This window comes from Streptomyces sp. NPDC002784 (assembly GCF_053592135.1).
On record NZ_JBSFVD010000001.1, the window covers coordinates 61775 to 87904 of the forward strand.

General features: G+C 70.2%; 27 protein-coding genes. 6 read left to right on the forward strand and 21 right to left on the reverse strand.

Annotated features, from left to right (window positions below; all coding sequences use genetic code 11):
- Positions 1-16: 16 nt before the first annotated feature.
- Complete coding sequence (locus tag ACWD1Z_RS00275) at positions 17-358, reverse strand: ATP/GTP-binding protein (protein ID WP_451114216.1); 342 nt, start codon at positions 356-358, stop codon at positions 17-19.
- A 222-nt stretch (positions 359-580) separates the two neighbouring features.
- Between ACWD1Z_RS00275 and ACWD1Z_RS00280 the strand changes: the two genes are divergently transcribed.
- The gene (locus ACWD1Z_RS00280; RefSeq protein WP_451114217.1) at positions 581-1609 is read left to right on the forward strand and encodes an LLM class flavin-dependent oxidoreductase; all 1029 of its coding nucleotides are present in this window, start codon (positions 581-583) and stop codon (positions 1607-1609) included.
- An 82-nt stretch (positions 1610-1691) separates the two neighbouring features.
- Here the strand turns inward: ACWD1Z_RS00280 and ACWD1Z_RS00285 are convergent, their stop codons facing one another.
- Positions 1692-2084 (reverse strand): SCO5389 family protein, encoded by a 393-nt coding sequence (locus ACWD1Z_RS00285; protein ID WP_451114219.1) that lies wholly within the window; start codon positions 2082-2084, stop codon positions 1692-1694.
- A 243-nt stretch (positions 2085-2327) separates the two neighbouring features.
- On the opposite strand from ACWD1Z_RS00285, the gene nucS reads away from it, so the two are divergent.
- A complete protein-coding gene (nucS, locus tag ACWD1Z_RS00290) occupies positions 2328-2999 on the forward strand; it encodes an endonuclease NucS (protein ID WP_451114221.1) in 672 nt (223 codons plus the stop codon).
- A gap of 90 nt (positions 3000-3089) precedes the next feature.
- On the opposite strand, the gene ACWD1Z_RS00295 is transcribed toward nucS, so the two are convergent.
- From ACWD1Z_RS00295 to ACWD1Z_RS00305, 3 genes are all read right to left on the reverse strand, one after another.
- Positions 3090-5627, reverse strand: a complete 2538-nt coding sequence (locus ACWD1Z_RS00295; protein WP_451114222.1) for an ATP-binding protein — start codon at positions 5625-5627, stop codon at positions 3090-3092.
- 253 nt (positions 5628-5880) lie between these two features.
- Positions 5881-6204 carry an STAS domain-containing protein gene (locus ACWD1Z_RS00300; protein ID WP_389414922.1) on the reverse strand — a complete coding sequence of 108 codons (324 nt, stop codon included), beginning with the start codon at positions 6202-6204 and terminating at the stop codon, positions 5881-5883.
- Between the two features lie 149 nt (positions 6205-6353).
- Positions 6354-7202: a 3-hydroxyacyl-CoA dehydrogenase family protein gene (locus tag ACWD1Z_RS00305; protein ID WP_451114224.1), complete on the reverse strand. Its 849-nt coding sequence runs from the start codon at positions 7200-7202 to the stop codon at positions 6354-6356.
- A gap of 176 nt (positions 7203-7378) precedes the next feature.
- Here ACWD1Z_RS00305 and ACWD1Z_RS00310 point away from each other — a divergent pair, with 176 nt between their 5' ends.
- Positions 7379-7966 carry a cob(I)yrinic acid a,c-diamide adenosyltransferase gene (locus ACWD1Z_RS00310; RefSeq protein ID WP_451114226.1) on the forward strand — a complete coding sequence of 196 codons (588 nt, stop codon included), beginning with the start codon at positions 7379-7381 and terminating at the stop codon, positions 7964-7966.
- Here the strand turns inward: ACWD1Z_RS00310 and ACWD1Z_RS00315 are convergent.
- Positions 7883-8500, reverse strand: a complete 618-nt coding sequence (locus tag ACWD1Z_RS00315) for a hypothetical protein (protein WP_451114228.1) — start codon at positions 8498-8500, stop codon at positions 7883-7885. The genes ACWD1Z_RS00310 and ACWD1Z_RS00315 overlap by 84 nt on opposite strands.
- A 160-nt stretch (positions 8501-8660) precedes the next feature.
- On the opposite strand from ACWD1Z_RS00315, the gene ACWD1Z_RS00320 reads away from it, so the two are divergent.
- The 3 genes from ACWD1Z_RS00320 (at position 8661) to ACWD1Z_RS00330 (ending at position 12448) form a co-directional block, all read left to right on the forward strand.
- Entirely contained in the window at positions 8661-9854 is a 1194-nt protein-coding gene (locus ACWD1Z_RS00320; protein WP_451114230.1) for a sensor histidine kinase, read from the forward strand.
- Positions 9851-10492: a response regulator gene (locus tag ACWD1Z_RS00325; RefSeq protein WP_451114232.1), complete on the forward strand. Its 642-nt coding sequence runs from the start codon at positions 9851-9853 to the stop codon at positions 10490-10492. The genes ACWD1Z_RS00320 and ACWD1Z_RS00325 overlap by 4 nt, the downstream gene beginning before the upstream one ends.
- A 126-nt stretch (positions 10493-10618) precedes the next feature.
- Entirely contained in the window at positions 10619-12448 is a 1830-nt protein-coding gene (locus ACWD1Z_RS00330; RefSeq protein WP_451114234.1) for a glycosyl hydrolase family 18 protein, read from the forward strand.
- A 25-nt stretch (positions 12449-12473) separates the two neighbouring features.
- Here ACWD1Z_RS00330 and ACWD1Z_RS00335 read toward each other — a convergent pair whose 3' ends face one another.
- From ACWD1Z_RS00335 to prmC, 15 genes are all read right to left on the reverse strand, one after another.
- Positions 12474-12920, reverse strand: a complete 447-nt coding sequence (locus ACWD1Z_RS00335) for a DUF2550 domain-containing protein (protein WP_383312254.1) — start codon at positions 12918-12920, stop codon at positions 12474-12476.
- Positions 12921-13066: 146 nt separating this feature from the next.
- Complete coding sequence (locus ACWD1Z_RS00340) at positions 13067-13441, reverse strand: F0F1 ATP synthase subunit epsilon (RefSeq protein WP_451114236.1); 375 nt, start codon at positions 13439-13441, stop codon at positions 13067-13069.
- Between the two features lie 112 nt (positions 13442-13553).
- Positions 13554-14990, reverse strand: coding sequence for a F0F1 ATP synthase subunit beta (gene atpD, locus ACWD1Z_RS00345; RefSeq protein WP_389414930.1), 1437 nt, complete (start codon positions 14988-14990; stop codon positions 13554-13556).
- Positions 14991-15908 carry a F0F1 ATP synthase subunit gamma gene (locus ACWD1Z_RS00350; protein ID WP_250076005.1) on the reverse strand — a complete coding sequence of 306 codons (918 nt, stop codon included), beginning with the start codon at positions 15906-15908 and terminating at the stop codon, positions 14991-14993.
- Between the two features lie 21 nt (positions 15909-15929).
- Positions 15930-17519: a F0F1 ATP synthase subunit alpha gene (atpA, locus tag ACWD1Z_RS00355; RefSeq protein ID WP_389414931.1), complete on the reverse strand. Its 1590-nt coding sequence runs from the start codon at positions 17517-17519 to the stop codon at positions 15930-15932.
- 124 nt (positions 17520-17643) lie between these two features.
- Complete coding sequence (locus tag ACWD1Z_RS00360) at positions 17644-18459, reverse strand: F0F1 ATP synthase subunit delta (protein WP_451114239.1); 816 nt, start codon at positions 18457-18459, stop codon at positions 17644-17646.
- Positions 18456-19004 (reverse strand): F0F1 ATP synthase subunit B, encoded by a 549-nt coding sequence (locus ACWD1Z_RS00365; protein ID WP_389414933.1) that lies wholly within the window; start codon positions 19002-19004, stop codon positions 18456-18458. Before ACWD1Z_RS00365 ends, ACWD1Z_RS00360 begins: the two co-directional genes overlap by 4 nt.
- A 39-nt stretch (positions 19005-19043) precedes the next feature.
- On the reverse strand, positions 19044-19280 hold the full coding sequence (locus ACWD1Z_RS00370; RefSeq protein WP_247463749.1) for an ATP synthase subunit c family protein: 237 nt from the start codon (positions 19278-19280) through the stop codon (positions 19044-19046).
- 81 nt (positions 19281-19361) lie between these two features.
- On the reverse strand, positions 19362-20132 hold the full coding sequence (gene atpB, locus ACWD1Z_RS00375) for a F0F1 ATP synthase subunit A (RefSeq protein ID WP_383312311.1): 771 nt from the start codon (positions 20130-20132) through the stop codon (positions 19362-19364).
- A gap of 273 nt (positions 20133-20405) precedes the next feature.
- Positions 20406-20843: a hypothetical protein gene (locus tag ACWD1Z_RS00380; RefSeq protein ID WP_451114241.1), complete on the reverse strand. Its 438-nt coding sequence runs from the start codon at positions 20841-20843 to the stop codon at positions 20406-20408.
- A 296-nt stretch (positions 20844-21139) separates the two neighbouring features.
- Positions 21140-22483: an MraY family glycosyltransferase gene (locus ACWD1Z_RS00385; RefSeq protein WP_451114242.1), complete on the reverse strand. Its 1344-nt coding sequence runs from the start codon at positions 22481-22483 to the stop codon at positions 21140-21142.
- A gap of 129 nt (positions 22484-22612) precedes the next feature.
- Positions 22613-23851, reverse strand: a complete 1239-nt coding sequence (locus ACWD1Z_RS00390; RefSeq protein ID WP_451114244.1) for a serine hydroxymethyltransferase — start codon at positions 23849-23851, stop codon at positions 22613-22615.
- A 66-nt stretch (positions 23852-23917) separates the two neighbouring features.
- Positions 23918-24586, reverse strand: a complete 669-nt coding sequence (locus ACWD1Z_RS00395; RefSeq protein ID WP_351980094.1) for an arsenate reductase/protein-tyrosine-phosphatase family protein — start codon at positions 24584-24586, stop codon at positions 23918-23920.
- The gene (locus ACWD1Z_RS00400; protein WP_383312239.1) at positions 24583-25230 is read right to left on the reverse strand and encodes an L-threonylcarbamoyladenylate synthase; all 648 of its coding nucleotides are present in this window, start codon (positions 25228-25230) and stop codon (positions 24583-24585) included. Before ACWD1Z_RS00400 ends, ACWD1Z_RS00395 begins: the two co-directional genes overlap by 4 nt.
- 49 nt (positions 25231-25279) lie before the next feature.
- Entirely contained in the window at positions 25280-26125 is an 846-nt protein-coding gene (gene prmC / locus ACWD1Z_RS00405) for a peptide chain release factor N(5)-glutamine methyltransferase (protein ID WP_328873844.1), read from the reverse strand.
- Between the last annotated feature and the right edge of the window lie 5 nt (positions 26126-26130).

Below are 26130 nucleotides of genomic sequence, written 5' to 3' on the forward strand. Positions count from 1 at the left end.
CGGGGCCTGGCCCCGGCTAGAACCTCGGCGCGTTACGGGACCGCTGCACTCGCGTGGTGCGGCGGTCCTTCGCGTTCCAGCAGGACTTGTGCCAGTGTCTGCGGTCGTCGATGCCGACATGCGCGGGCCAGGCCACGACGTGCGGGACGCCGTCCGGGATCAGCTGGTCGCAGCCGGGACAGCGGTACGCCTTGCCCTGCGCGCTGGACCCCGCCACATGCCGTACGTTCCACTCCTCGCCCTGCCACTCCTCCGCGGCCTGCCAGCCGCCGTAGCGCCCCGGGCGCTCGTCCTCGGCGCTCCGGCCGGACGGGGCGAAGGCACCGCCGGCCTTGGGACGGTTGCGACGCGGGGACACAGGACACCTCACGGGGCTATACAGGGAGCAGGGGCCATGTCCAGCCTACGCGGCGCGCACCGGGGTACGCGTAGGCCTCCAATCCCCACAAGTCCCCTGCCGCGGCGGGTCATTCTGCAGACAATCCGCAAATCCCTCCGTCGAGCCGTGTCCTCGGCACGTGTCAGACGGTTATGCCGAGTGGGGGAGCTCCGCGTCGGAGCCAAGGAAGCAGGAAGAGCAATGCGCGTTGGAAGTTTCGTGTTGGCGGCCCAGTTCCCGGGTCAGGGCCAGGGGGAGGCGCTGCACCGCGCCGTCCGATCGGCCGAGGCCGCGGAGGAGGCGGGGCTCGACTCGGTGTGGCTGGCCGAGCACCACTTCGTGCCCTACGGCACCTGTCCGTCCGCGATCACCCTGGCGGCGTTACTGCTCGGCCGGACCCGCCGGATCCGCGTCGGCACCGCCGTGAGCGTGCTGCCCACGACCCACCCGGTGACCCTGGGCGAGCAGGCCGCGCTGCTGCATCTGACGAGCGGCGGGCGCTTCTCCCTGGGCGTCGGGCGCGGCGGGCCCTGGGTCGATCTTGAGGTCTTCGGCTCGGGTCTGGAGGCCTACGAGTCGGGGTTTCCGGAATCACTCGATCTGCTGGTGCGCTGGCTGCGCGAACCGTCGGTCGCGGCGGCCGGGGACCGCTACTCCTTCCGCGAGGTCCCGGTCGTCCCGCGTCCCTCGGAGTCCCTGTCGGGCGAGCCCGGCCCCGAGGTCGTGCTCGCCTGCACATCACCGCGGAGCGTGCGGCTCGCGGCCGAGCGCGGGCTGCCGATGCTGCTCGGCATGCATGTGGGCGACGAGGAGAAGGCCGAGATGGTCGCCCTGTGGCGGGAGCACGCGCGCGCGGCCGGGCGGACGCCGGAGGAGATCCGGGCCGCGTCCCATGTCTCGGCCGGCGTCTGCCAGATCGCCGACCGGCGCAGCGACGCGGCGGAGGCGCTGCTGAAGGCGATGCCGGGCTGGCTGAAGCAGGGGCTGGAGGCCCATGTCACGGTGGACGGCCGCCATCGGGCGATGCGGGACCCGCTGGCGTACACCGAACTCCTCTGCGGGCTGCACCCGGTGGGCACTCCCCGGCTGTGCGCCGACCGGCTGGCCGCGACCAGCGAGCGGACCGGCATCTCCCGCTTCGCCCTGCTCGTCGAGGGCTCCGGCGACCTCGCCGCCACGGAGGAGAACGTACGGCGGCTGGGTGCCGAGGTGCTCCCGCACCTCGGCTGAACGGGCCTGTCCGACCGGAGGCTTGCCGCCCGTACTGAATGCACCTCCCGCGTACGGAGCGGCAAGCAAACGGCTCTCGGGCTCAGCAGTCCCGGAACTCCGGAGACTGGTTCAACAGCTGGTTGCGCACCGAGGTGAAGCGGGCCAGCGTCTCGTCGACCGAGGAGTCGGCCGGGAACACCGCCACCCGGTGGCAGTTCTGGAAGGCCAGCCGCACACCGAAGTGCCGCTGCAGCGCGCCGCGTATCGCGTCACTCGCAAGCGCACGCAGCAGCTGGCCACGCGCCTGCTCGTCCGGCGGGGGCGTCTGGTTGTCGGCGAACTCTCCACCGTCGACCTTCAGCTGGGCCACCAGGGAGCTGATCATCTCCCATGCGTAGGGCAGGGAGGTCCGGACGCAGTCGACGAAGGCGGCTTCGTCGACCTCGCCTCGCTCGGCCTGTTCCAGTAGGGCCGGTGAGACGTCGAGCGACATGAGTTCTCCTCTCGCACCCCCGAACAACAGGGGTTGCCGGACAGGGACGGGAGTTCACGTCTCGAACACGCTGCGTGCACAGTCCGCGACCTCCCGTTTACTACCGTAGGCAACAGACCGTGACGGCACCAGAAGAATGCGTATATGGGCAACTCCCCGTGGGCACACAATCGGCCATAACCGAACAGGGGTCTTCCAGGGCGAATCGCGTGCACCTACGACCGTCGAGTAGCGTTGCCGACCATGCGTCTCGTCATTGCCCGATGCTCCGTCGACTACGCGGGCCGGCTCACCGCCCACCTGCCGTCCGCACCCCGTCTGATCCTGGTGAAGGCGGACGGCAGTGTGTCCATCCACGCGGACGACCGGGCCTACAAGCCCTTGAACTGGATGTCCCCGCCGTGCTCGTTGAAGGAGGGCGCGGGTGACGAGGACGGCGTGTGGACCGTCACCAACAAGGCGGGCGAGAAGCTCATCATCACGATGGAGGAGATCCTCCACGACTCCTCGCACGAACTCGGCGTCGATCCCGGCCTGATCAAGGACGGCGTGGAAGCACACCTTCAGGAGCTCCTCGCCGACCGCATCGAAACCCTGGGCGAGGGCTACACGCTGATCCGGCGCGAGTACATGACGGCCATCGGGCCGGTGGACATCCTGTGCCGGGACGCGGAGGGTCAGACCGTCGCGGTGGAGATCAAGCGCCGGGGCGAGATCGACGGCGTGGAACAGCTGACGCGCTACCTGGAACTGCTCAACCGCGATCCCCACCTGGCCCCGGTGAAGGGCATCTTCGCGGCCCAGGAGATCAAGCCCCAGGCCCGGGTCCTCGCGACGGACCGGGGCATCGGCTGCGCGGTCCTCGACTACAACGCGCTGCGCGGCATCGAGGACGACAAGCTGCGGCTGTTCTGAGCCGGGTGCCACGAGGGTTCCGCGGCGGTTCTACGACGACGAAGGCCGGGTCCGTGCGGCGGACCCGGCCTTCCTGTGCCGTGCGCGGCCTCAGATCACGGTGGCCGAGGTGCTGCTCTCGGGCGCACTGGCCGAACTGCTCGCCTCCGCCGGGGCGCTCGATGTGGCGGGGCCACTGGCCGAGTCGGAGGTGGAAGGTGTCGTGGACGGCTCGGTCTCGGTCGGCGTGGGGGTCGGGGTGGGAGTCGGAGACGTCTCGGTCTCGCTCGGGGTCGGTGTGGGCGACGTCGACGGCTTCGTCGTCGGCGGCTTCGTCGTCGAACTCGGCGGCTTCGTCGGGGTCTTGGTCGGGCCCCCGCCCGGACCGTCCGTGCCGCTCGGGTCGTCCGACGGCTCCGCCGTCGCCGTGGGCGCCGGGTCGTCGGAGGTGCCGTACGTGCCGTCGGGACCCGGGGCCGTCGGGCGGCTCGTCGCCGCGCCCGTGTCGCCGGAGCCCTCGCCGTCGTCCGCCTTGTCCGCGCCGAGGCTGCCGTCACCGGCGCCCTGGCTGGCCGACGGGTTGACGCCCACCTGGTCGGAGGGGGTGCCGGTGTCGCCGTCGGAGGTGGCGCCGAGGGTCACCACGGTGCCCAGAACGGCCACCAGCAGCGCACCGGCGCCCGCCGCCACGAGGTTCCGCTTGGCGAGGCCCTTCAGACCGCCCCCGGCCTTGCGCAAGGCCGCCGGACCCGAGGTGCGGTGGAGGACGAGTGCCGGGTCGTCGGTGGGCGGCTGAAGCGACGGGAAGGCCGCCGGGATGCCGCGGGGCGGCGACTGCGACTCCTCGTAGCGCGCGCCCGACACCTCCTCGCCCGCCGTCGCGCCGGCCACCGCCGCCACGATGCCGACGCCCGGGGTGTCGCCGGTGCGGTCGGCGACCAGGGCCAGGGCGCGGCGGCCCGCGACGGTGCCCCGCTTGTCGGCGAGGGCGCCCCGCAGGCCGATGGAGGCCTCCAGCTCGGCACGGGCCCGGTCGTACTGTCCGCCGCAGAGCGCGAGGATGCCCAACTCGTGGTGGAAATAGGCTTGTTCACTCACGTCCCCGGCGAGCCGCGCCGCCTCGGCGCCGGACCTGAGCGCCCGTTCCCAGGCGCTCCAGTGCAGTCCGGCGGCGAACGCGGGAGCGGCGGTACGGGCGAGCAGGACGGCCGGGCTCTGCGTCCCCTCGTCGAGGGGCGCGGTGGTGGCCGGCACCAGCACGCTCAGCGCGGCGAGCAGGGCGTCCGCCTCGGCGCACACCCGCTCCGGGGTGACCGAGGGGTGCCCGGCCCACCAGGCGTAGTGCTGGGCGGCGGCCAGGGCCCCGGCCTCGACGTCGTCGGCGTATCCGGCGGCGGCGAGCTGGGTGCGTACGCCCGCCGCGAGGCGGTAGCGGGCGCCGACCGGCGAGACCAGACCGCAGGCGGCCAGCTCGCCGAGGGCGGCGTCCGCGTGGGTGTCGTCGACCAGGGCGGGCAGATGGGCCTGATCCGGCACCTCCCCGCCGAGCGCGACGGCGATGCGCAGCGTGGCGCGGGCGGAGGCGCTGAGCCGGGAGGCGAGCAGCGGGGCGGGCGCGGCGGCCTCACCGAGCGCAGGCAGGGGTATCCCGACGCCGTCCTCGGCGCCGAGGGACGGGTCGAAGGGCGCGTCGACGGGCAGCGCGTCCTCGAAGACGCCGTACTCGTCGACGGCGCCGGCGCCGGCCCGCTGCTGGTCGCGCTGGCGCAGCAGGGCGCCGGCCTGGACGAACCGCAGGGGCAGGCCCTCGGACTCGAACCAGAGGTCGCCCGCCCAGTTGGTCTCGTCCTCGGTCAGCGCACGGCCGGCGACCCGCTCCAGCAGGTCCAGCCCCGCGGCGCGCTCCAGACCGCCGAGGAAGACCTCTTCGACTGCGGAGTCGGCGGACGGTGCCGGGACGTCGGGCGTGGCCGCGATCAGGAACGCGCACTCGGGCGTGGCGTCGAGCAGCTCGTCGAGGGCGGCGCCGCCGATCTCGATGTCGTCGAGGACGACGACCGCGCCGATCTCCCCGACGCAGGCGAGCAGTTCGTCCCGGTCCGGGCGGTGCAGGGGCGCGTCGTAGACGGCGTGGAGCAGGTCGTACAGCAGGTCGCTCGCCGTGCGGTGGAAGCCGTTCAGGCGCACCACGCCGTCGGGGGCGAGGTCCGCGCAGTCCTCGGCGACGACGTCGAGCAGGCTGGTGCGGCCCGATCCGGCGGGGCCGGTCAGCCGGACGGAACGACCGCGCGCGAGCAGTCGTACGAGCCGTTCGCGCTCGTCCTGGCGGGCCAGCAGGGGAAGTTCCGGCCGGGACGGTCCGGGCGGCACCGGGGGCCTGACCGCGCGGTCGGCCTCGGCGCGGTCGGCCGCGGTGAGCTTCGCGGGCCGGGTGGGCCGCTCGCCGGGCGGGCAGGCCTCGATCTCGCTGCCGTCGACCGGGTTGACGGTGACCAGGAAGTCGCCCGAGACGAGCTGGACGGTGCGGGCCAGTGCGGGCGCGTGCTGGCCGAAGTCGGGTGTGAGGGGGTCCCTGGGCGGGCGTTGACGCGGCGCGTTGGCGTCGTCGTCGTGGCCGTACTCCTCGGGTCCCCGGCTGTTCGGGTCCATAGGTTTCAAGCCCCCAAAAGCGTCGTGTGCCGAAGCCCCTCCCGGCCTTGCTGCACACCGCGCTGTCGCTTCTGGTCCGGGCCCGCTCGAAGGGTTGTCACGCAGCGGGCGACCGAACCCTAAACCGAAGCACAGTATCTACGACAGGCCGGGGTACCGCGCGGTCCGAGACGTCACAGCTTCATGAGGATTGCGCACGTGATGCGCTTCGCGACCGGAACGTCCGACCGCTGCTCCCCACCCGTGCCGGTCGTCACACGCGCGGCAGTGACTCCACCCCGATACCGCCCTCGATGGCCAGGATCCGGTGCAGCCGGGTGGCCACCAGCAGGCGTTGCATCTGCGGCGGCACCCCGCGCAGCACCAGGCGTCTGCCGCAGCGTCCGGCGCGCCGGTGCGCTCCCATGATCACTCCCAGACCGGTGGCGTCCCAGGAGTCCAGCTCGGACAGGTCCAGCACCAGATCGCCGACTCCGTCGTCGACGGCGTCGTGCAGGACCGTACGGGCGTCCGCCGCGCTGCGGACGTCGAGGCGGCCCCCGACGACCAGCTCGGCGTGGTCGCCCCTGATGTGCATAGCGCTCCCCTAAGCGTGCGTCTCGTGCTCCGCGATGTGTGTCCGGTGATGCAACCTCTGACGGCCCGAAGGGGTCAGAGGTTGCCGTCTGTAAGCGAACCGATACCGAATTCACCCCGGGGAGTGACACTCCTGGGGCGTGTGCGGTTTCAGTGCTTGTAGAAGCCCTGCCCGCTCTTGCGTCCGATGTCACCGGCGTCAACCATCCGGCGCATCAGCTCCGGCGGAGCGAACTTCTCGTCCTGGGACTCGGTGTAGATGTTGCCGGTGGCGTGCAGCAGGATGTCGACGCCGGTGAGGTCCGCCGTGGCGAGCGGGCCCATGGCGTGGCCGAAGCCCAGCTTGCAGGCGAGGTCGATGTCCTCGGCGGTCGCGACGCCCGACTCGTAGAGCTTGGCGGCCTCGACGACGAGGGCCGAGATGAGCCGGGTGGTGACGAAGCCCGCCACGTCCCGGTTCACCACGATGCAGGTCTTGCCGACGGACTCGGCGAACTCCCGCGCGGTGGCGAGGGTTTCGTCGCTGGTCTTGTAGCCGCGCACCAGCTCGCACAGCTGCATCATCGGGACCGGCGAGAAGAAGTGGGTGCCCACCACGCGCTCGGGGCGCTCCGTCACGGCCGCGATCTTGGTGATCGGGATGGCGGAGGTGTTGGAGGCGAGCACGGCGTCCTCGCGCACGATCTTGTCGAGCGTCCGGAAGATCTCGTGCTTGACCTCGAGCTTCTCGAAGACGGCCTCGACGACGATGTCGGCGTCCGCGGCGGCGTCCAGGTCGGTGGTGGTGGTGATCCGGCCGAGGGCGGCGTCGGCGTCGTGCGCCTCCATCCGGCCCTTGCTCACGAACTTGTCGTAGGAGGCCTTGATGCCGTCGGTGCCCCGCTCGAGGGCCTCGTCGGTGACGTCGCGCAGCACGACGTCCCAGCCCGCCTGCGCGGAGACCTGGGCGATTCCGGAACCCATCAAGCCGGCGCCGATGACGGCAAGCTTCCGTGCCACTGTGCGACTCCCCATTACACGCTGTTTAAGTGCCTCTCGGCCGGACCCTAGCGGGAGTGAGGCGGTGTGTGACCGGTTAGTAACGCGAGTCACGTCTCATCTGACGGACATCACACCGGCCCGGCTCATTGCGGGCCCCGTACGGCGTAGTTGGCCCCCGCGGCTACGCTGGCCGCATGGTCAATCTGACGCGTATCTACACCAGGACCGGCGACCAGGGCAGCACCGCTCTCGGCGACATGAGCAGGGTCGCCAAGACGGACCTGCGGATCTCGGCGTACGCCGATGCCAATGAGGCGAACGCGGTCATCGGGACGGCGATCGCGCTGGGCGGTCTGGACGAGGAGGTCGTCAAGGTCCTCACCCGGGTGCAGAACGACCTGTTCGACGTGGGCGCGGACCTGTCGACGCCGGTGGTGGAGAACCCGGAGTTCCCGCCGCTGCGGGTGGAGCAGTTCTACATCGACAAGCTGGAGGCCGACTGCGACCGCTTCAACGAGCGGCTGGAGAAGCTGCGGTCCTTCATCCTCCCCGGCGGCACCCCGGGCGCGGCCCTGCTCCACCAGGCCTGCACGGTCGTACGCCGGGCCGAGCGCTCCACGTGGGCCGCGATGGAGGTCCACGGAGCCCAAGGAAAAGATGGCGGTATGAACCCGCTCACCGCGACCTACCTCAACCGGCTATCGGACCTGCTCTTCATTCTGGCGCGGACGGCCAACATCGGCGTCGGTGACGTGCTCTGGGTTCCGGGCGGGGAGCGCTGACGCGGGCTCCTTGCGGGGGAAGACCGTGTAGGAGAGGGCGATCAGGCCGTAGATGCCGACCGTGCGGATCGCCACCCACTGGAAGGACCGCAGGGAGCTGATGTCGCCGTCCTCGCCGACGTACCAGACGGCGAGCTGGAGCAGGGCGAGGGCGACCGCTCCCCCGAACACCGCGCGCAGCCACAGCCTGGCCTCGTGGACGGCGCGGGCGCGGCCGTAGCGCGGGGGCTTCGGCGGGCGGGGGGCGCCGGCCAGGCGGTGGGCGGCGTGGCCGTCGAGCCAGCGGATCGTGTAGTGGCCGAAGGCGACGGTGTAGCCGATGTAGAGCGCGGCGAGGCCGTGCTCCCAGCTCGGTTCGGCGCCGTTCTTCAGGTCGATCGCCGTGGCGACGAACAGCACCAGTTCCAGCACCGGCTCGCACAGCAGCAGCACCACGCTGGTCCGGCGCCACTTCAGCAGATAGCGGACGGCCAGGCCCAGCGCCAGCAGCACCCAGAAGCCGACCTCACAGGCGATGATCAATCCGACGATCACGGCACGCTCCTCTCGGTCACCCTTCCAGGCTCCCGGCCCGGGGCGCCGCTTTCGTCGTCGGCGGTGACGAACCGCCGGTACATCGAAAGATGCAGCGCGGGACCCTTCCCGGGGATCAGGCGACGGGGCGACGGGGCGGCGGGCCGTGTTGGATGGGTGCATGGCCGTACCGCTCCCCCGACCGCACCCGGACGACGTGCGCATCGCCGTCGCCGGGCTGCTCGGCGGACTCCTCATCTGGGGCGTCGGGCTCGGCACCCGCACGGCGAAGGACCCGATCGTGCTGTGGGAGGGGCGCTGGCCCGTCCTGGTGCCGCTGGCCGTCATGGCCGCCTGCGAGCTGCTGCGCCGCGTCCGCCCCCGTACGGGCCTGATCGTCGGCACGGCCGCGCTGACCGCGGACGTCGTCACCCAGGGGAACCTGGTGACGGTCGTGATGTTCACGGACCTCATCTACGCGGCCGTCCTGTACGGCCCGCCCGGCACCGCCCGCCGGGTGCCCTGGATCACGGGTCTGCTGACGGTGGCCGGCACGGTGGTGCCGCTGGCCGTCTGGCAGGAGCCGGAGGCGTTGCTGGTCGGGGTGGTCATCGGGCTGGTGGCGTTCACGCCCGCCGGCACCGGCTGGATCGTGCGCAACCACCGCGACGCCGCCGAGGCCGCCCGGCTGCACGCCGAACAGACCGCGCTGCTCGCCGAGATGGACCGCGTCCAGGCGGTCACCGCCGAACGCGCCCGGATGGCCCGCGAGCTGCACGACATGGTCGCCAACCACCTGTCCGCCATCGCCATCCACTCCACCGCCGCACTCTCCCTGGACGACCCGAAGACCTCCCAGGACGCCCTGGCGGTCATCCGGGAGAACAGCGTCGAGGGACTCGCCGAGATGCGCCGGCTCATCGGCATCCTGCGCGACAGCAGCGGCGACCTGGAACCGGCGGCGGCCCCGACGCTGGACGGACTGACCGCGCTCGTGGAGGGCGCCCGCACCAACGGCCTCGACGTCACCCTCGGCACCGCGCACGGCAAACTGCCCGCCCCCGTCGAACTCGCCGCCTACCGCATCGTCCAGGAGTCCCTCACCAACGCCCTCAAGCACGCCTCCCCCGGCCCGGTCACGGTGACGCTCGCCCAGCGCGACGGCGTCCTCGACATCCGGGTGACCAGCCCCTACGGCGACCGCGACGGCCCGCGCGCCCCCGGTTCCGGCGCCGGTCTGGTCGGGATGCGGGAGCGGGCCGCGCTGCTCGGGGGGAGCTTCGAGGCGGCCCCCGACGACTCCCCCGACGGCAGGATCTGGGCCGTGCACGCCGCGCTGCCCGTGACCGACCACGCACAAGGAGACCCCGAATGATCCGCGTCCTCGTCGCCGAGGACCAGTCCGCCGTCCGTGCCGGGCTCGTCCTGATTCTGCGCAGCGCGTCCGACATCGAGGTGGTCGGTGAGGCGGCGGACGGCGAGCAGGCGGTGACGCTGGCCCGGGAGCTCCGCCCCGACCTGGTGCTGATGGACGTGCAGATGCCGCGTCTGGACGGGGTGTCGGCCACCCGGAAGGTCGTCGAGGAGGGGCTCGCGGACGTGCTCGTGCTGACCACCTTCGACCTCGACGAGTATGTGTTCGGGGCGCTGCGGGCCGGGGCGTCCGGGTTCCTGCTGAAGAACACCGAAGCCCGGGATCTGCTGGAGGCGGTGCGGACGGTCGCGCGGGGCGAGGGGATCGTCGCCCCGGCCGTCACCCGGCGGCTGATCGCGGAGTTCGCCGCCAGGCCGGTACGGCAGTCGAGCACCGATCCGGCGGTGCTCGACGCGCTGACCCGGCGGGAGCGCGAGGTGCTGTCGTGTCTCGGCGAGGGGCTGTCCAACGCGGACATCGCGCACCGGCTGGACATGGCGGAGGCGACGGTGAAGACGCACGTCAGCCGCCTGCTGGGGAAGCTGGAGCTGCGCAGCCGGGTGCAAGCCGCGGTGCTGGCGCAGGAGTTGGGGATGTAGGGGCGTCTGTCCCGAACTGGTCTGGACCTATTGACCTGTGGTCCAGACCTTTCTATTCTCGCGGCACCGTGGGCGTGAAGGCTCAGCGCGCCCATCACCCCTCTTACCCAGACAGGGAGGCGCAGCATGCGCTTCAGACACAGAGTTGCGGCAGGGTTCGCGACGCTGTTGCTCCCCTTCGCCGGCCTGGTCGGACTCGCCAGCCCGGCGCAGGCGGCCACCGAGGCCACCGCCACCTACTCCAAGCCCCAGGACTGGGGCACCGGCTTCGAGGGCAAGTGGACGGTGAAGAACACCGGCACCACGACCATCACCTCCTGGACCGTCGAGTGGGACTTCCCCTCCGGCACCACGGCCGGCTCCGCCTGGGACGCCGACGTCACCTCCGCCGGCAACCACTGGACCGCCAAGAACAAGTCCTGGAACGGCACCCTCGCCCCCGGCGCCTCCGTCTCCTTCGGCTTCAACGGCTCCGGTTCCGGCTCCCCGTCCAACTGCAAGCTCAACGGCGGCAGTTGTGACGGCGGCCCGACGGTCCCCGGCGACGCGGCCCCCTCCGCCCCGGGCACCCCGACCGCCTCCGGCATCACCGACACCTCGGTGAAGCTCGCCTGGAGCGCGGCCACCGACGACAAGGGCGTCAAGAACTACGATGTCCTGCGCGGCGGCACCAAGGTCGCCACGGTCACCGGCACCACGTACACGGACACCGGCCTGACCGCCGGCACCGACTACTCCTACACCGTGCAGGCCCGGGACACCGCCGACCAGACCGGCCCGGTCAGCGGCGCCCTCGCGGTCCGCACCACCGGCGGCGGCACCGACCCCGGCCCGCAGCCCGGCTCCAAGATCAACCTCGGCTACTTCACCGAGTGGGGCGTCTACGGCCGCAACTACCACGTCAAGAACCTGGTGACGTCGGGCTCGGCGGCCAAGATCACGCACATCAACTACGCCTTCGGCAACGTCAAGGAAGGCAAGTGCGTCCTGGACGACGCCTACGCCGCCACCGACAAGGCGTACACCGCCGACCAGTCCGTCAGCGGCGTCGCCGACACCTGGGACCAGCCGCTGCGCGGCAACTTCAACCAGCTGCGTCAGCTGAAGGCCAAGTACCCGCACATCAAGGTGCTGTACTCCTTCGGCGGCTGGACCTACTCCGGCGGCTTCGGCCAGGCCGCGCAGAACGCCGCCGCGTTCGCCAAGTCCTGCAAGGCCGTGGTGGAGGACCCGCGCTGGGCCGATGTCTTCGACGGCATCGACATCGACTGGGAGTACCCGAACGCCTGCGGTCTGACCTGTGACACGTCGGGCCCGGCGGCCTTCAAGAACCTCTCCCAGGCCCTGCGTGCCGAGTTCGGCTCCAACTACCTGATCACCGCGGCGATCACCGCCGACGCCTCCAGCGGCGGCAAGATCGACGCGGCCGACTACGGCGGCGCCGCGCAGTACCTCGACTGGTACAACGTGATGACGTACGACTACTTCGGCGCCTGGGACAAGACCGGCCCCACCGCCCCGCACTCCCCGCTCACCTCGTACAGCGGCATCCCGAAGGCGGGCTTCACCTCCGCCGACGCGATCGCCAAGCTCAAGGCCAAGGGCGTCCCCGCGGCCAAGCTGCTGCTCGGCATCGGCTTCTACGGCCGCGGCTGGACCGGCGTCACCCAGTCCGCCCCCGGCGGCACGGCGACCGGCGCGGCACCCGGCACCTACGAGGCGGGCATCGAGGACTACAAGGTGCTCAAGAACTCCTGCCCGGCCACGGGCACGGTCGGCGGCACCGCGTACGCCCACTGCGGCACCAACTGGTGGTCCTACGACACCCCGGCCACCATCGGCACCAAGATGGCCTGGGCGAAGAGCCAGGGCCTGGGCGGCGCCTTCTTCTGGGAGTTCTCCGGCGACACCGGCAACGGTGAGCTGGTGAGCGCGATCAACACCGGACTCAAGTAAGACATCAAGTAAAGACAGAGATCACCTAGGCGACATTGACGCGCTGACCGGGCGGGGCTGCTTCCAGCCACGCGAGGAAACCGGTCAGCGCGTCTTCGCTCATCGCGAGCTCCAGCCGCGTGCCCCGGTGCAGACAGGTCAGGATGACGGCGTCGGAGAGCAGCGCCAGCTCCTCCTCGCCCTCGGGCAGCCGGCGCCCGGCGACCTCGATCGCGACGCGCTCCAGGATGCGGCGCGGGCGGGGGGCGTAGGAGAAGACGCGGTACCACTCGATGCGGTCGCCGTTGTAGCGGGCGACGCCGTAGGACCAGCCCTTGCCGCTGGTGTCGGTCTTCTCCGGGGTGTCCCAGCGCAACGAGCAGTCGAAGGTGCCGCCGGAGCGCTGGATGAGCCTGCGGCGCAGCCCGAAGACGAACAGTCCCAGCGCCACGAGGGCCACGACGATTCCGCACACAGTCAGAGCGAGGACCATCGACACCGACCTCCTCGTCTCCTAGGTACCTTCACATCAGGTAACGGAACGGAAAAAACATCCATATCTGCCTCAGCCGCGGCCGGCACCGGATCGCTCCGGTCCCAGCCGCGGCTGAGTGACGTCACTACGGGCGGGCGCTGCGGTCAGCGCGCCGCCGCGGTGCGCAGGCGGACATCGGCGCGGTGCTCGGCGAGGGCGTCGCCCTCCGCCTTCGCCTGCTCCAGCTCCCGCTCCGCGCGCTGGACATCGATCTCGTCCGACAGCTCGGCGATCTCGGCCAGCAGCGACAGCTTGTCGTCCGCGAACGAGATGAAACCGCCGTGCACCGCGGCGACGACCGTTCCACCTTCACTCGTACGGATGGTCACCGGGCCCGACTCCAGCACACCGAGCAGCGGCTGGTGACCGGGCATGACGCCGATGTCGCCGGACGTGGTGCGCGCGACAACCAGGGTGGCCTGGCCCGACCAGACCTCACGGTCGGCGGCGACCAGCGCGACGTGCAGCTCAGCAGCCAAGGGTGGCTCCTCGGGTCACCACCCGGCGGTTGTGCCGGGTGTTGGTTACAAGTCTAGTGGGCGTGACGGAGGGGGCGGGACGTGCCCCGCCCCCTCCGCAAGAGCGCGAGGCTCAGGAGACGCCCAGCTCCTTCGCGTTCTTCTTCAGGTCCTCGAGACCACCGCACATGAAGAACGCCTGCTCCGGGAAGTGGTCGTACTCGCCGTCGCAGATCGCGTTGAAGGCCGCGATCGACTCGTCCAGCGGGACGTCCGACCCGTCGACGCCGGTGAACTGCTTGGCGACGTGGGTGTTCTGGGACAGGAAGCGCTCCACGCGACGGGCACGGTGGACGACGAGCTTGTCCTCCTCGCCGAGCTCGTCGATACCGAGGATCGCGATGATGTCCTGGAGGTCCTTGTACTTCTGCAGGATCGTCTTGACGCGCATGGCGGCGTCGTAGTGCTCCTGCGCGATGTAGCGCGGGTCCAGGATGCGGGACGTGGAGTCCAGCGGGTCCACGGCCGGGTAGATGCCCTTCTCGGAGATCGGACGGGACAGAACCGTCGTCGCGTCGAGGTGGGCGAAGGTGGTGGCCGGGGCCGGGTCGGTCAGGTCGTCCGCGGGGACGTAGATCGCCTGCATCGAGGTGATCGAGTGACCACGGGTCGAGGTGATGCGCTCCTGGAGGAGACCCATCTCGTCGGCCAGGTTCGGCTGGTAACCCACCGCGGAGGGCATCCGGCCGAGCAGGGTCGACACCTCGGAACCGGCCTGGGTGAAGCGGAAGATGTTGTCGATGAAGAACAGCACGTCCTGCTTCTGCACATCGCGGAAGTACTCCGCCATGGTCAGACCGGCCAGGGCCACGCGCAGACGGGTGCCCGGGGGCTCGTCCATCTGACCGAAGACCAGCGCGGTCTTGTCGATGACGCCGGACTCCGACATCTCCTCGATCAGGTCGTTGCCCTCACGGGTGCGCTCACCGACACCGGCGAACACCGACACACCGTCGTGGTTGTTGGCGACGCGGTAGATCATCTCCTGGATGAGCACCGTCTTGCCGACGCCGGCACCACCGAACAGACCGATCTTTCCACCCTTGACGTACGGGGTGAGAAGGTCGATGACCTTGACGCCGGTCTCGAACATCTCGGTCTTCGACTCGAGCTCGTCGAAGTTCGGCGCCTTGCGGTGGATGGTCCAGCGCTCACCGTCGTAGGACTCGTCGACGTTCAGCACCTCACCGAGGGTGTTGAACACCTTGCCCTTGGTGAAGTCGCCGACCGGGACGGTGATGCCCGTGCCGGTGTCGGTGACGGCGGCCTGGCGGACCAGACCGTCGGTGGGCTGCATGGAGATGGTGCGCACCAGGCCGTCACCCAGGTGCTGGGCGACCTCCAGGGTCAGCGTCTTCCGCTCGCCGGCGTTGGCCGGGTCGGCCACCTCGACGTGAAGGGCGTTGTAAATCTCGGGCATCGCGTCGACGGGGAACTCCACGTCGACGACCGGGCCGATGACCCGGGCGACGCGGCCCGTGGCAGCGGCCGTCTCAACTGTCGTCGTCATTTACCTGTCACTCCCCGCGCTCGCGTCGGCCAGGGCTGCGGAGCCACCGACGATCTCGCTGATTTCCTGGGTGATTTCGGCCTGGCGGGCCGCGTTCGCAAGCCGGGAGAGCGTCTCGATGAGCTCTCCGGCGTTGTCCGTGGCCGACTTCATCGCGCGCCGCGTGGCGGCGTGCTTGGAGGCGGCCGACTGGAGAAGCGCGTTGTAGACGCGGCTCTCCACGTAGCGCGGCAGCAGGGCGTCGAGGACGTCCTCCGCCGACGGCTCGAAGTCGTACAGCGGGAGGATCTCGCCCTTCGGCGCGGCCTCCTGCGCGACCTCTTCGAGGCTGAGCGGCAGCAGACGGTCGTCGAGCGCCGTCTGCGTCATCATCGAGACGAACTCGGTGAAGACGATGTGGAGTTCGTCCACCCCGCCCTCGGCCGTGTCCTGCTGGATGGCCTCGATGAGCGGCGCCGCGACCTTCTTGGCGTCCGCGTACGTCGGCTCGTCCGTGAACCCGGTCCACGACTCCGAGACCTTGCGCTCACGGAAGTTGTAGTGCGCCAGGCCACGCCGGCCGACGATGTACGTGTCGACCTGCTTGCCCTCGCGCTCCAGGCGCTCGGTCAGCAGCTCCGCCGCCTTGATGGCGTTGGAGTTGAAGGCACCGGCGAGACCACGGTCGCTCGTCAGGAGCAGCACCGCCGACCGCGTGACCGTCTCGGCCTGGGTGGTCAGCGGGTGCTTGGTGTTCGAGCCGGTACCGACCGCCGTGACCGCGCGGGTCAGTTCCTTCGCGTACGGCGTGGAGGCCGCCACCTTGCGCTGCGCCTTGACGACGCGCGAGGCGGCGATCATCTCCATCGCCTTCGTGATCTTCTTGGTCGCGGTGACGGATCGGATGCGACGCTTGTAGACCCGGAGCTGGGCTCCCATGAGTCAGGTCCCTTCCTTACGTCACTTGGCGGCGGCCGGAGCGTCCTCGCCGAGAAGCCTGCCGTCCGAGGTCTCGAACTGCTTCTTGAAGTCGGCGATCGCGTCGGCAACAGCGGTGAGGGTGTCGTCCGAGAGCTTGCCGCCCTCCCTGATGGAGGTCATGAGGCCCTGCTCCTTGCGGTGCAGGTACTCCAGCAGCTCCTTCTCGAAGCGGCGGACGTCGTTGACCGGCACGTCGTCCATCTTGCCGGTGGTACCCGCCCACACGGAGACGACCTGGTCCTCGGTGGACATCGGCTGGTACTGAGCCTGCTTCAGCAGCTCGACCATGCGCTGACCGCGCTCCAGCTGCGCCTTCGACGCGGCGTCCAGGTCGGAACCGAAGGCGGCGAACGCCTCCAGCTCACGGAACTGGGCGAGGTCCACGCGCAGTCGGCCGGAGACCTGCTTCATCGCCTTGTGCTGCGCGGAACCACCGACTCGGGAGACGGAGATACCGACGTTCAGCGCGGGGCGCTGACCGGCGTTGAACAGGTCCGACTCCAGGAAGCACTGGCCGTCGGTGATGGAGATGACGTTGGTCGGGATGAACGCCGAGACGTCGTTGGCCTTGGTCTCGACGATCGGCAGACCGGTCATCGAGCCGGCGCCCATCTCGTCGGAGAGCTTCGCGCAGCGCTCCAGCAGACGGGAGTGCAGGTAGAAGACGTCACCCGGGTAGGCCTCACGGCCCGGCGGACGGCGCAGCAGCAGCGACACGGCACGGTAGGCGTCCGCCTGCTTCGACAGGTCGTCGAAGATGATGAGGACGTGCTTGCCCTCGTACATCCACTGCTGACCGATGGCCGAGCCGGTGTACGGCGCCAGGTACTTGAAGCCGGCCGGGTCGGACGCCGGGGCGGCGACGATGGTCGTGTACTCCAGCGCGCCGTTCTCCTCCAGCGCGCGGCGGACCGACGCGATCGTCGAGCCCTTCTGGCCGATGGCGACGTAGATGCAGCGGACCTGCTTCTTCGGGTCGCCCGAGCGCCAGTTGTCGCGCTGGTTGATGATCGTGTCGACGGCCAGGGCGGTCTTGCCGGTCTGGCGGTCACCGATGATCAGCTGACGCTGACCGCGGCCGATCGGGGTCATCGCGTCGACGGCCTTGTAGCCGGTCTCCATCGGCTCGTGCACCGACTTACGGGCCATGACGCCCGGAGCCTGCAGCTCGAGGGCGCGTCGGCCGCTGGTCTCGATCTCGCCGAGGCCGTCGATCGGGTTGCCGAGGGGGTCGACGACACGGCCGAGGTAGCCCTCGCCGACGGCCACGGAGAGGACCTCACCGGTACGGGAGACCGGCTGTCCCTCCTCGATACCGCTGAACTCACCGAGGACGATGGCGCCGATCTCGCGCTCTTCCAGGTTGAGCGCGAGGCCGAGGGTGCCGTCCTCGAACTTCAGCAGTTCGTTGGCCATGGCCGAGGGCAGACCCTCGACCTTCGCGATGCCGTCGCCGGCAAGGGTGACCGTACCGACCTCCTCGCGCGAGGCCGCGTCCGGCTTGTACGACTGGACGAAGGTCTCCAGTGCGTCCCGGATCTCCTCCGGCCGGATCGTGAGCTCCGCCATCTGGGTTCCCTGCTCTCCTTGTTGGGCCCGAAGTTTCACTTTGGGGGTCTGGGGGCGACCCCCAGGATTCTTCTGTACGGCCCAACCAGGGCCGTCGTAAGTACGTACTGCTATGAAGTTGCTGCTAGCTCGCCAGTCGGCGGCCGGCGTCCTCGATACGGTCGGCGAGGGAGCCGTTGATGACCTCGTCACCGACCTGCACCCGGATCCCGCCGAGGACCGCCGGGTCCACGTCGAGGTTGAGGTGCATCCGGCGGCCGTAGAGCTTCGCCAGCGCGGCGCCGAGGCGCTGCTTCTGGCCGTCGCTCAGCGGTACCGCCGAGGTGACGACGGCGACCATGCGGTCCCGGCGCTCGGCGGCGAGCTTGGACAGGGACTCGAGGCCCGACTCCAGGCTACGTCCACGCGGCGCGGTCACAAGACGCGTCACCAGACGCTCGGTGGTCGCATCGGCCCGTCCGCCGAGCAGGCTGCGCAGCAGCTCGCTCTTGGCCGAACCGGAGGCCGCACGGTTGGTCAGCGCGGCACGCAGCTCGGTGCTCGAGGAGACGATCCGGCCGAACCGGAAGAGCTCGTCCTCGACGTTGTCGAGGGTGCCCGTCCGCTGCGCGGCGGTGAGGTCGGCGGTGTCCGCCAGCTGCTCCAGCGCGTCCACCAGGTCGCGGGACTGCGACCAGCGGGAGCGCACCAGACCGGCCAGCAGGTCGGCGGTCTCGCCGCTGACCTGGCCGCCGAGCAGGCGCCGGGCCAGCTCGGCCTTGGCCTCACCGGCCTGCGCCGGGTCGGTCAGGACCCGACGCAGCGACACCTCGCGGTCGAGCAGCGCGGTGACGGCCGCCAGCTCGCCGGCGAGCTGCGCCGCGTCCACGGACGTGTTGTCCGTCAGCGCGTCGAGACGCTCACGTGCGGCTGCCAGGGCCTCGCGGCTCGCTCCGTTCATCGCGTGGCCTCGGCCTTCTCCTCGAGCTCGTCGAGGAAGCGGTCGATGACACGGCTCTGGCGGGCGTGGTCCTCGAGGGACTCGCCGACGAGCTTGCCGGCCAGGTCGGTGGCGAGCTTGCCGACGTCCTGGCGCAGCGCGGAAGCGGCGGCCTTGCGGTCGGCGTCGATCTGGGAGTGACCCGCGGCGACGATCTCCTCGCGCTGCCGCTGGCCTTCCGCACGCATCTCGGCGATGAGCGCGGCGCCCTGCTCCTGCGCCTCCTGGCGCAGACGCGCGGCCTCGTGCCGGGCCTCGGCGAGCTGTGCCTTGTACTGCTCAAGGACGCTCTGGGCCTCGACCTTCATGGCCTCGGCCTCTTCGATACCGCCTTCGATCGCCGCGCGGCGCTCCTCCAGAACCTTGTTGATGTTCGGAAGCAGCTTCTTCCAGAAGAAGAAGAACACGATGGCGAAGGCGATGGTGCCGACGAGCAGCTCGGGGCCGGGCGGGATGAGCGGGTTCTGCTCTTCCTCGGCCGCCAGCTGTACCAGGTTGGCGATCACATCAGTGCCTTTCGTCGATATGTGTCAGGTGGCTAAGACTTAGACACCGAACACGAACGGCATGACGATGCCGATGAGGGCGAGAGCCTCACAGAAGGCGAAACCGAGGATCTGGTTGGCGCGGATCAGACCGGCAGCCTCGGGCTGGCGGGCGAGAGCCTGCGTGCCGTTACCGAAGATGATGCCGACGCCGACGCCGGGGCCGATGGCGGCGAGACCGTAGCCGATGGAACCGAGGGAACCGGAGACCTCAGCGGCAAGCTGCACAGCGGACATGCTGTAACTTCCTTCTCTTTGCGGACCGGTGGAGGTTGGCCACCGGACAACTGGGGGTTTTGTGCGGGCGGGTTCAGGGGCTCAGTGGTGCTCGGCGAGAGCGCCCTGGATGTACGAGCAGGCGAGGAGTACGAAGACGTACGCCTGAACCGCCTGCACGAAGAGCTCGAAGAGGATCATGACCATGGTCATGACGAAGGAGACACCGGCCGCCGGGATCATCCAGCTGTTGAGCAGGTACCAGGAGGCGACGGTGAACATCACCAGCATCAGGTGGCCGGCGAACATGTTGGCGAAGAGCCGGACCGCGTGGGTGAAGGGCCGCACCAGCAGGTTCGAGAAGAATTCGATGATCATGACCAGCGGCAGCACGGGGCCGAGCGACTTGTCGTAGCCGGTGACGTTCTTGAAGAAGCCGACGAAGCCGTGCTTCTTGAAGGTCAGGCCGACCCACGTGATGTAGACGATCGCCGCCAGCACGATCGGGTACGCGATGATCGACGACACCGGGAACTGCGCCAGCGGGATCACGGACCAGATGTTCATGATCCAGATGAAGAAGAACAGCGAGACCATCAGGGGGACGTACTTCTCGCCCTCCTTCTTGCCGAGGGTCTCGTACACGATGCCGCGGCGCACGAAGTCGTAACCGGCCTCGCCGACCATCTGCAGCTTGCCCGGGACGACCTTGGCCTTGCCGAACGCAGCCCAGAAGAAGCTGACGACAAGGAGGGTGGTGATGAGCGCGAGCAGCATCACCTTGTTGAACTCGAACCCGCCTACCGTGGCGATCGGCTTGAAGAGGAACGAGTGCAGGCCCGGAGCCGGAAAACCACACCCGTTGTCGGACATGATCCGACAGCTCCAGTCAAAGGCGAGCTGGGTCTGGTCAGCACTCACCGCGGGCTCCTTCGGCGTGACGCATGGGTACGGCAACCTCGTTGTGTCGGCGCGGCGCGCAGCCGCGGGTCGGCACCGGACTGGTGTTACGGATGTGAGGGCGGCTCTGGGGCATCAAGCCTCGCGATCGAGCAGGCGTCAGCTCAGATGCCCGCGCCCGCGATGCCGCAGTTGGCACCGGACGATAGCAGGAGTTCCCCCAGGCCTTTATCCCGCCCCTACCCCTCACGTCGACGGCCCCGTCTTCTCGGTCTTCTCACTCTTCGCGGAGTCCGGGTCGATGTAGAAGATCTTGGCCTTCATGTGCGCGCGTGCCTGCGCGGCCATCCACACGACGGTTGCGACGACGAGCGAGATCGCGAACGCCTTCGCGTTGAAGAGAGAGGTGTCCTTGAAGAGGGCGACGAAGATCAGGAGCAGCAGGAGCTGGGCGACGTAGAGCATCAGCCCCATGGCCTGGAACAGCTGCGGGAGCGTTTTTGCCGTCCACTGGAGAACGTACAGACCGATTCCCATGAAGAGGATGGCCAGCAGTGTGCCGATCGCCGCACCCAGCGCGCCCTTGCCGCCGGCGACCGCAGCGCTGACGGCGACGACAATCGCGCCGACAGCCGCTGTGGGCACAGCGATCTGCAGAAGATTCCGGGCGTCATTGGACGGCATGGCGGCAACTCCGCTTTCACAGGGGGAGGGGTGTCGTCATGGACGAGCGTAGTCCCGGGCTGAGAGAGAACCTCACTCCGATGGGCCGTCGCACTGCGGCCCTTCGGCTCTATCCGGGGTTCTCGTGAACCGTATCACAAACTATTTGATGAGGTCTTTACCTGCCAGGTGTGCTCGGTGTCACACATGAGAGTGACAGCGCGCGTATGTGCAGGAACCCCGCCCCTTTGTCTGGTATTGGGGGACTTCGTTCCCCCACGGTTTGGCAATGCTCTAGTCAGATTCTTACCTTGCCGTCAGCGCGACGAGCCGGCCTTACGCCGGTCCAGGAAGCGCGAACGGGCGCCGAGAGCGGTCGCGCCGTTGACTTGTGCCGCCCCGGCCGCCACCGGAGTGCGCGACTCCGCCTCCGCCGGGTCGTCCTCGCCACCCGGCGCCTGCCGGGTGCCCGCCGCCGGTTCCGATACGGCCGCGGGGCGCCGGTACCGCGGCGGCACGAAGGCCTGGGCCCACCTCGGGGTGCGCGGCGTGAAGCGCGGCAGCAGGAGCAGGGCGAGGCCGATGGCGCTGAGGATCACGATGCCGAGCACGATCCACATGGACGCCGAGTTCACCGAGTAGGCCAGGGCGCCGAACGCGATCAGCGCCGACCAGAAGTACATGATGAGGACGGCCCGGCTGTGGGAGTGGCCGATCTCCAGCAGCCGGTGGTGCAGATGCCCCCGGTCCGCCGCGAACGGGGACTGGCCCCGCCAGGTGCGCCGCACGATCGCCAGCACCAGGTCGGCGGCCGGGATCGCGATGATGGTCAGCGGCAGCAGCAGCGGGATGTAGACCGGCACCGTCTGGTGCACGGCCGCCTTCTCGGAGCCGGCGAACAGCTTCAGCGCGTCCGGGTCGACCTGTCCGGTGATGGAGATCGCGCCCGCGGCGAGCACCAGGCCGATCAGCATCGACCCGGAGTCGCCCATGAAGATCCGCGCCGGGTGCATGTTGTGCGGCAGGAAGCCCAGGCACATGCCCATGAGGATCGCCGAGAACAGGGTGGCCGGGGCGGCGGCCTCGATGCCGTACGACACCCAGACCCGGTAGGCGTAGAGGAAGAACGCCGCCGACGCGATGCACACCATGCCGGCCGCGAGGCCGTCGAGGCCGTCGACGAAGTTCACGGCGTTGATGGTGATGACGACCAGCGCGACCGTGAGCAGGGTGCCCTGCCACTGGGTCAGCGCGACCGAGCCGACGCCCGGGATGGGCAGCCACAGGATGGTCAGACCCTGCATGACCATGACGCCGGCGGCGATCATCTGGCCGCCCAGCTTGATCAGGGCGTCGATCTCGAACTTGTCGTCCAGGACGCCGATCAGCCAGATCAGCGCGGCGCCCGAGAGCAGCGCGCGCGGTTCGTTGGAGTTGTCGAAGACGGTGCTGAGGTTCGCCAGGTGGTCGGCGACCAGCAGGCCCGCGCACAGTCCGAAGAACATGGCGATACCGCCGAGCCGCGGAGTGGGTTCCCGGTGCACGTCACGTGCCCGGATCTCCGGCATCGCCCCGGCCACGATCGCGAACTTCCGCACCGGCCCTGTGAGCAGGTACGTCACCGCGGCCGTGATGCAGAGCGTCAGCAGGTATTCACGCACGGGCTTCCCCACAGGTCTCGCTGGCCATCTCAGCCCCACACCCTAGCGAGGCGCGCATATGGTTGGGGACTTCCGGGTAGCGACGATGGTTGCACGTGAGCCTGTGCACACGAGTGCGTCTACCCCGGCTCAGCCCGGATACGGCGGAAATCCCCCGGCCAGCTCCCGCACTTCGGCCCGCGTGCGCACGACGTCCGACTCCCCGCGCACCACCCCCGCCAGCAGGGCGGCGATCCGGGCCATCTCCTTCTCCCCCATGCCCTGGGTGGTCACCGCAGCCGTGCCCAGGCGCAGGCCGCGGGAGTCGCCGTGCGGCAGGGCGCAGCAGTCCAGGACGATCCCGGCCGCGGCGAGCAGACCGCGGGCGGTGCGGCCGTCGGCGCCGAGCGGGGCGGGGTCGGCGGTGATCAGGTGGGTGTCGGTGCCGCCGGTGGTGACGACGAGGCCCTCGGCGGCGAGACCGGCCGCGAGCGCTCGCGCGTTGGCGACCACCTGATGGGCGTACGCGGTGAAGGCCGGTGTTGCCGCCTCGCCGAACGCGACGGCCTTGGCGGCGATGGTGTGCATCTGCGCGCCGCCCTGGGTGAAGGGGAACACGGCCCGGTCGACCCGCTCGGCGAGCTCCGCGCCGCACAGGATCATCCCGCCGCGCGGTCCGCGCAGCACCTTGTGGGTGACGGCGCACACGATGTCGGCGTACGGCACCGGGCTGGGCGCCGCTCCCCCGGCGACGAGTCCGATGGGGTGGGCGGCGTCGGCGATGAGATAGGCGCCGACCTCGTCGGCGACCTCGCGGAAGAAGGCGTAGTCGATGTGCCGGGGGTAGGCGATGGAGCCGCACACGATCGCCTTGGGCCGGTGGCCGCGCGCGAGGGCGCGCACCTGGTCGTGGTCGAGGAGCCCGGTCTCGGCGTCGACGCCGTAGGGGACGAAGTCGAACCAGCGGCCGGAGAAGTTGGCGGGCGAACCGTGGGTGAGATGGCCGCCGTAGGGCAGGCCGAGGGCGAGGACGGTGTCGCCGGGGCGCAGCAGGGCGGCGTAGGCGGCGAGGACGGCCGAAGAGCCGGAGTGGGACTGCACGTTGGCGTGCTCGGCGCCGAACAGCGCCTTGGCGCGGTCCACGGCGATCCGCTCGGCGACGTCGATGATCTCGCAGCCGCCGTGGTGCCGGGCGCCGGGGTAGCCCTCGGCGTACTTGTTGGCGAGGGGGGAGCCGAGCGCGGCCAGCACGGCCGGCGAGGTGAAGTTCTCGGCGGCGATCAGCTGCAGGGTGGTCGCCTGCCGCTCCCGTTCACCGAGCAGGATCTCCGCCAGCTCGGGATCCTGCCGACGCAGGACATCGGCCTCTAGGACAGGGGTGACCGACATGGTGGGCTCCGGGGCGTCGACGGTGACGTAGCACCAATGTAGGCCCGGTGTTCGCCGCCCGCTCGCTCACGTCCGCGCGGGCACTCCGGTCAGCGCGGTGACCACCGGGTCCAGGGCCTCGTGTATCTCGTCCCCGATGGAGCGGAAGAACGGCAGGGGGGCGCCGTAGGGGTCGAAGACCTCGTCGGCCTCCGCCGTCGGGGCCAGCAGCCATCCGCGCAGCGCGGCCGCGGCGCGGACCAGGGCGCGGGCGCGGGCGACGACGCCGTCCTCCAGCGGGGGCAGGGTCGCCGGGTCGATGGCCCGCACCAGGCGGGTGAACTCCTTCAGGGTGAAGGTGCGCAGCCCCGCCGAGTGGCCCATCGAGACGACCTGCGCCCGGTGGTCGCGGGTCGCGGTCAGCACCAGGTCCGCGCGGATCACATGGTCGTCGAGGAGCTCCCGTCCGACGAAGCCGGAGGGGTCGGCGCCGAAGTCGGCGAGGACGGTCTCCGCGTTGGCCTCCATGGGCGCGCCCTCATGGCCCCAGGTGCCCGCGCTCTCCACGATCAGCCCGCCCCACGACGGGTCGCCGAGCCGGTCCGCGAGGGCATGACGGGTCAGCCGCTCGGTGATCGGCGAGCGGCACACGTTGCCGGTGCTGACGTGGAGGATACGGAAGCTGTCCCTCGGGAGGCCGAAGGTGGTGGTCTCTTCCCCGTTGCCTATGCCACGCCCCGCGTCAGGGGCTGTCAATTCGCCACCTCGAGGTCGGGTACGACCTTGCGCAGCTCGTCCGGCGAGAGGGCGCCCTCGCGCAGCAGCAGCGGCACCTCACGGGTGACGTCGACGATCGACGACGGGATGTTGCCGGGCGTGGGCCCGCCGTCGAGGTACACGGAGACGGAGTCGCCGAGCATGCCCTGGGCCGCGTCGCAGTCCTCCGGCGCCGGGTGCCCGGTCAGGTTCGCCGAGGAGACCGCCATCGGGCCGACGTCCGTCAGCAGCTCGATCGCCACCGGGTGCAGCGGCATCCGCACGGCGACGGTGCCGCGGGTGTCGCCCAGGTCCCACTGGAGGGACGGCTGGTGCCTGGCGACCAGCGTGAGCGCGCCCGGCCAGAACGCGTCGACCAGCTCCCAGGCCAGCTCGGAGAAGTCGGTGACCAGGCCGTGCAGGGTGTTCGGGGAGCCGATGAGGACGGGGGTGGGCATGTTGCGGCCCCGGCCCTTGGCGTCCAGCAGATCGCCCACGGCCTCCTTGGAGAACGCGTCGGCGCCGATGCCGTACACCGTGTCGGTCGGGAGGACCACGAGCTCGCCACGGCGGACGGCGGACGCGGCCTCACGCAGACCGGTCGTGCGGTCGGTCGCGTCATTGGTGTCGTATCGCCGTGCCATGTCTAGCGGGCCTCCTCGTACACGTACTGCTGATGGGTCATGGGGGTGCTCACGGCAGCGCCTTGCGGGCGGTGGCGAAGCGCGGCCGGTTGTTGAGGTCCGGGTGATCGGCCGCGTCGGCCCAGCCCCGCTCCTCGGTGAAGATCCACGGCACCTGGCCGCCCTGGGTGTCGGCGTGCTCGATGACGACGACGCCCCCGGGGCGCAGCAGCCGGTGCGCGGTGCGCTCCAGGCCGCGGATGAGTTCGAGGCCGTCCTCCCCGGAGAACAGGGCGAGTTCGGGATCGTAGTCGCGTGCCTCGGGCGCCACGTACTCCCACTCGGTGAGGGGGATGTACGGCGGATTGGAGATGACCAGGTCGACCTGGCCGTCCAGGTCGGGGAAGGCGTCGAGGGCGTTGCCCTGACGCAGGTCGACGCGGGACCCCTCCATGTTCTTGCGGGTCCACCGCAGGGCGTCCTCGGACAGCTCCACGGCGTGCACCCGGGAGCGCGGGACCTCCTGGGCGAGGGCGAGCGCGATGGCGCCCGAGCCCGTGCACAGGTCGACGATCAGCGGTTCCACGACGTCCATGGCGCGTACGGCGTCTATGGCCCAGCCGACGACCGACTCGGTCTCGGGGCGGGGCACGAAGACGCCGGGGCCGACCTGGAGTTCCAGGTAGCGGAAGAAGGCGCGGCCGGTGATGTGCTGGAGCGGCTCGCGCTGCTCACGGCGGGCGATGACCTCCCAGTACCGGGCGTCGAAGTCGGCGTCCCGCACCGAGTGCAGCTCGCCGCGCTTCACGCCGTGCACGAACGCGGCGAGCTCCTCCGCGTCGTTGCGCGGCGAGGGCACGCCGGCGTCGGCGAGCCGCTGGGTGGCCTGTGCCACCTCCGCGAGCAGCAGGTTCACGCTCG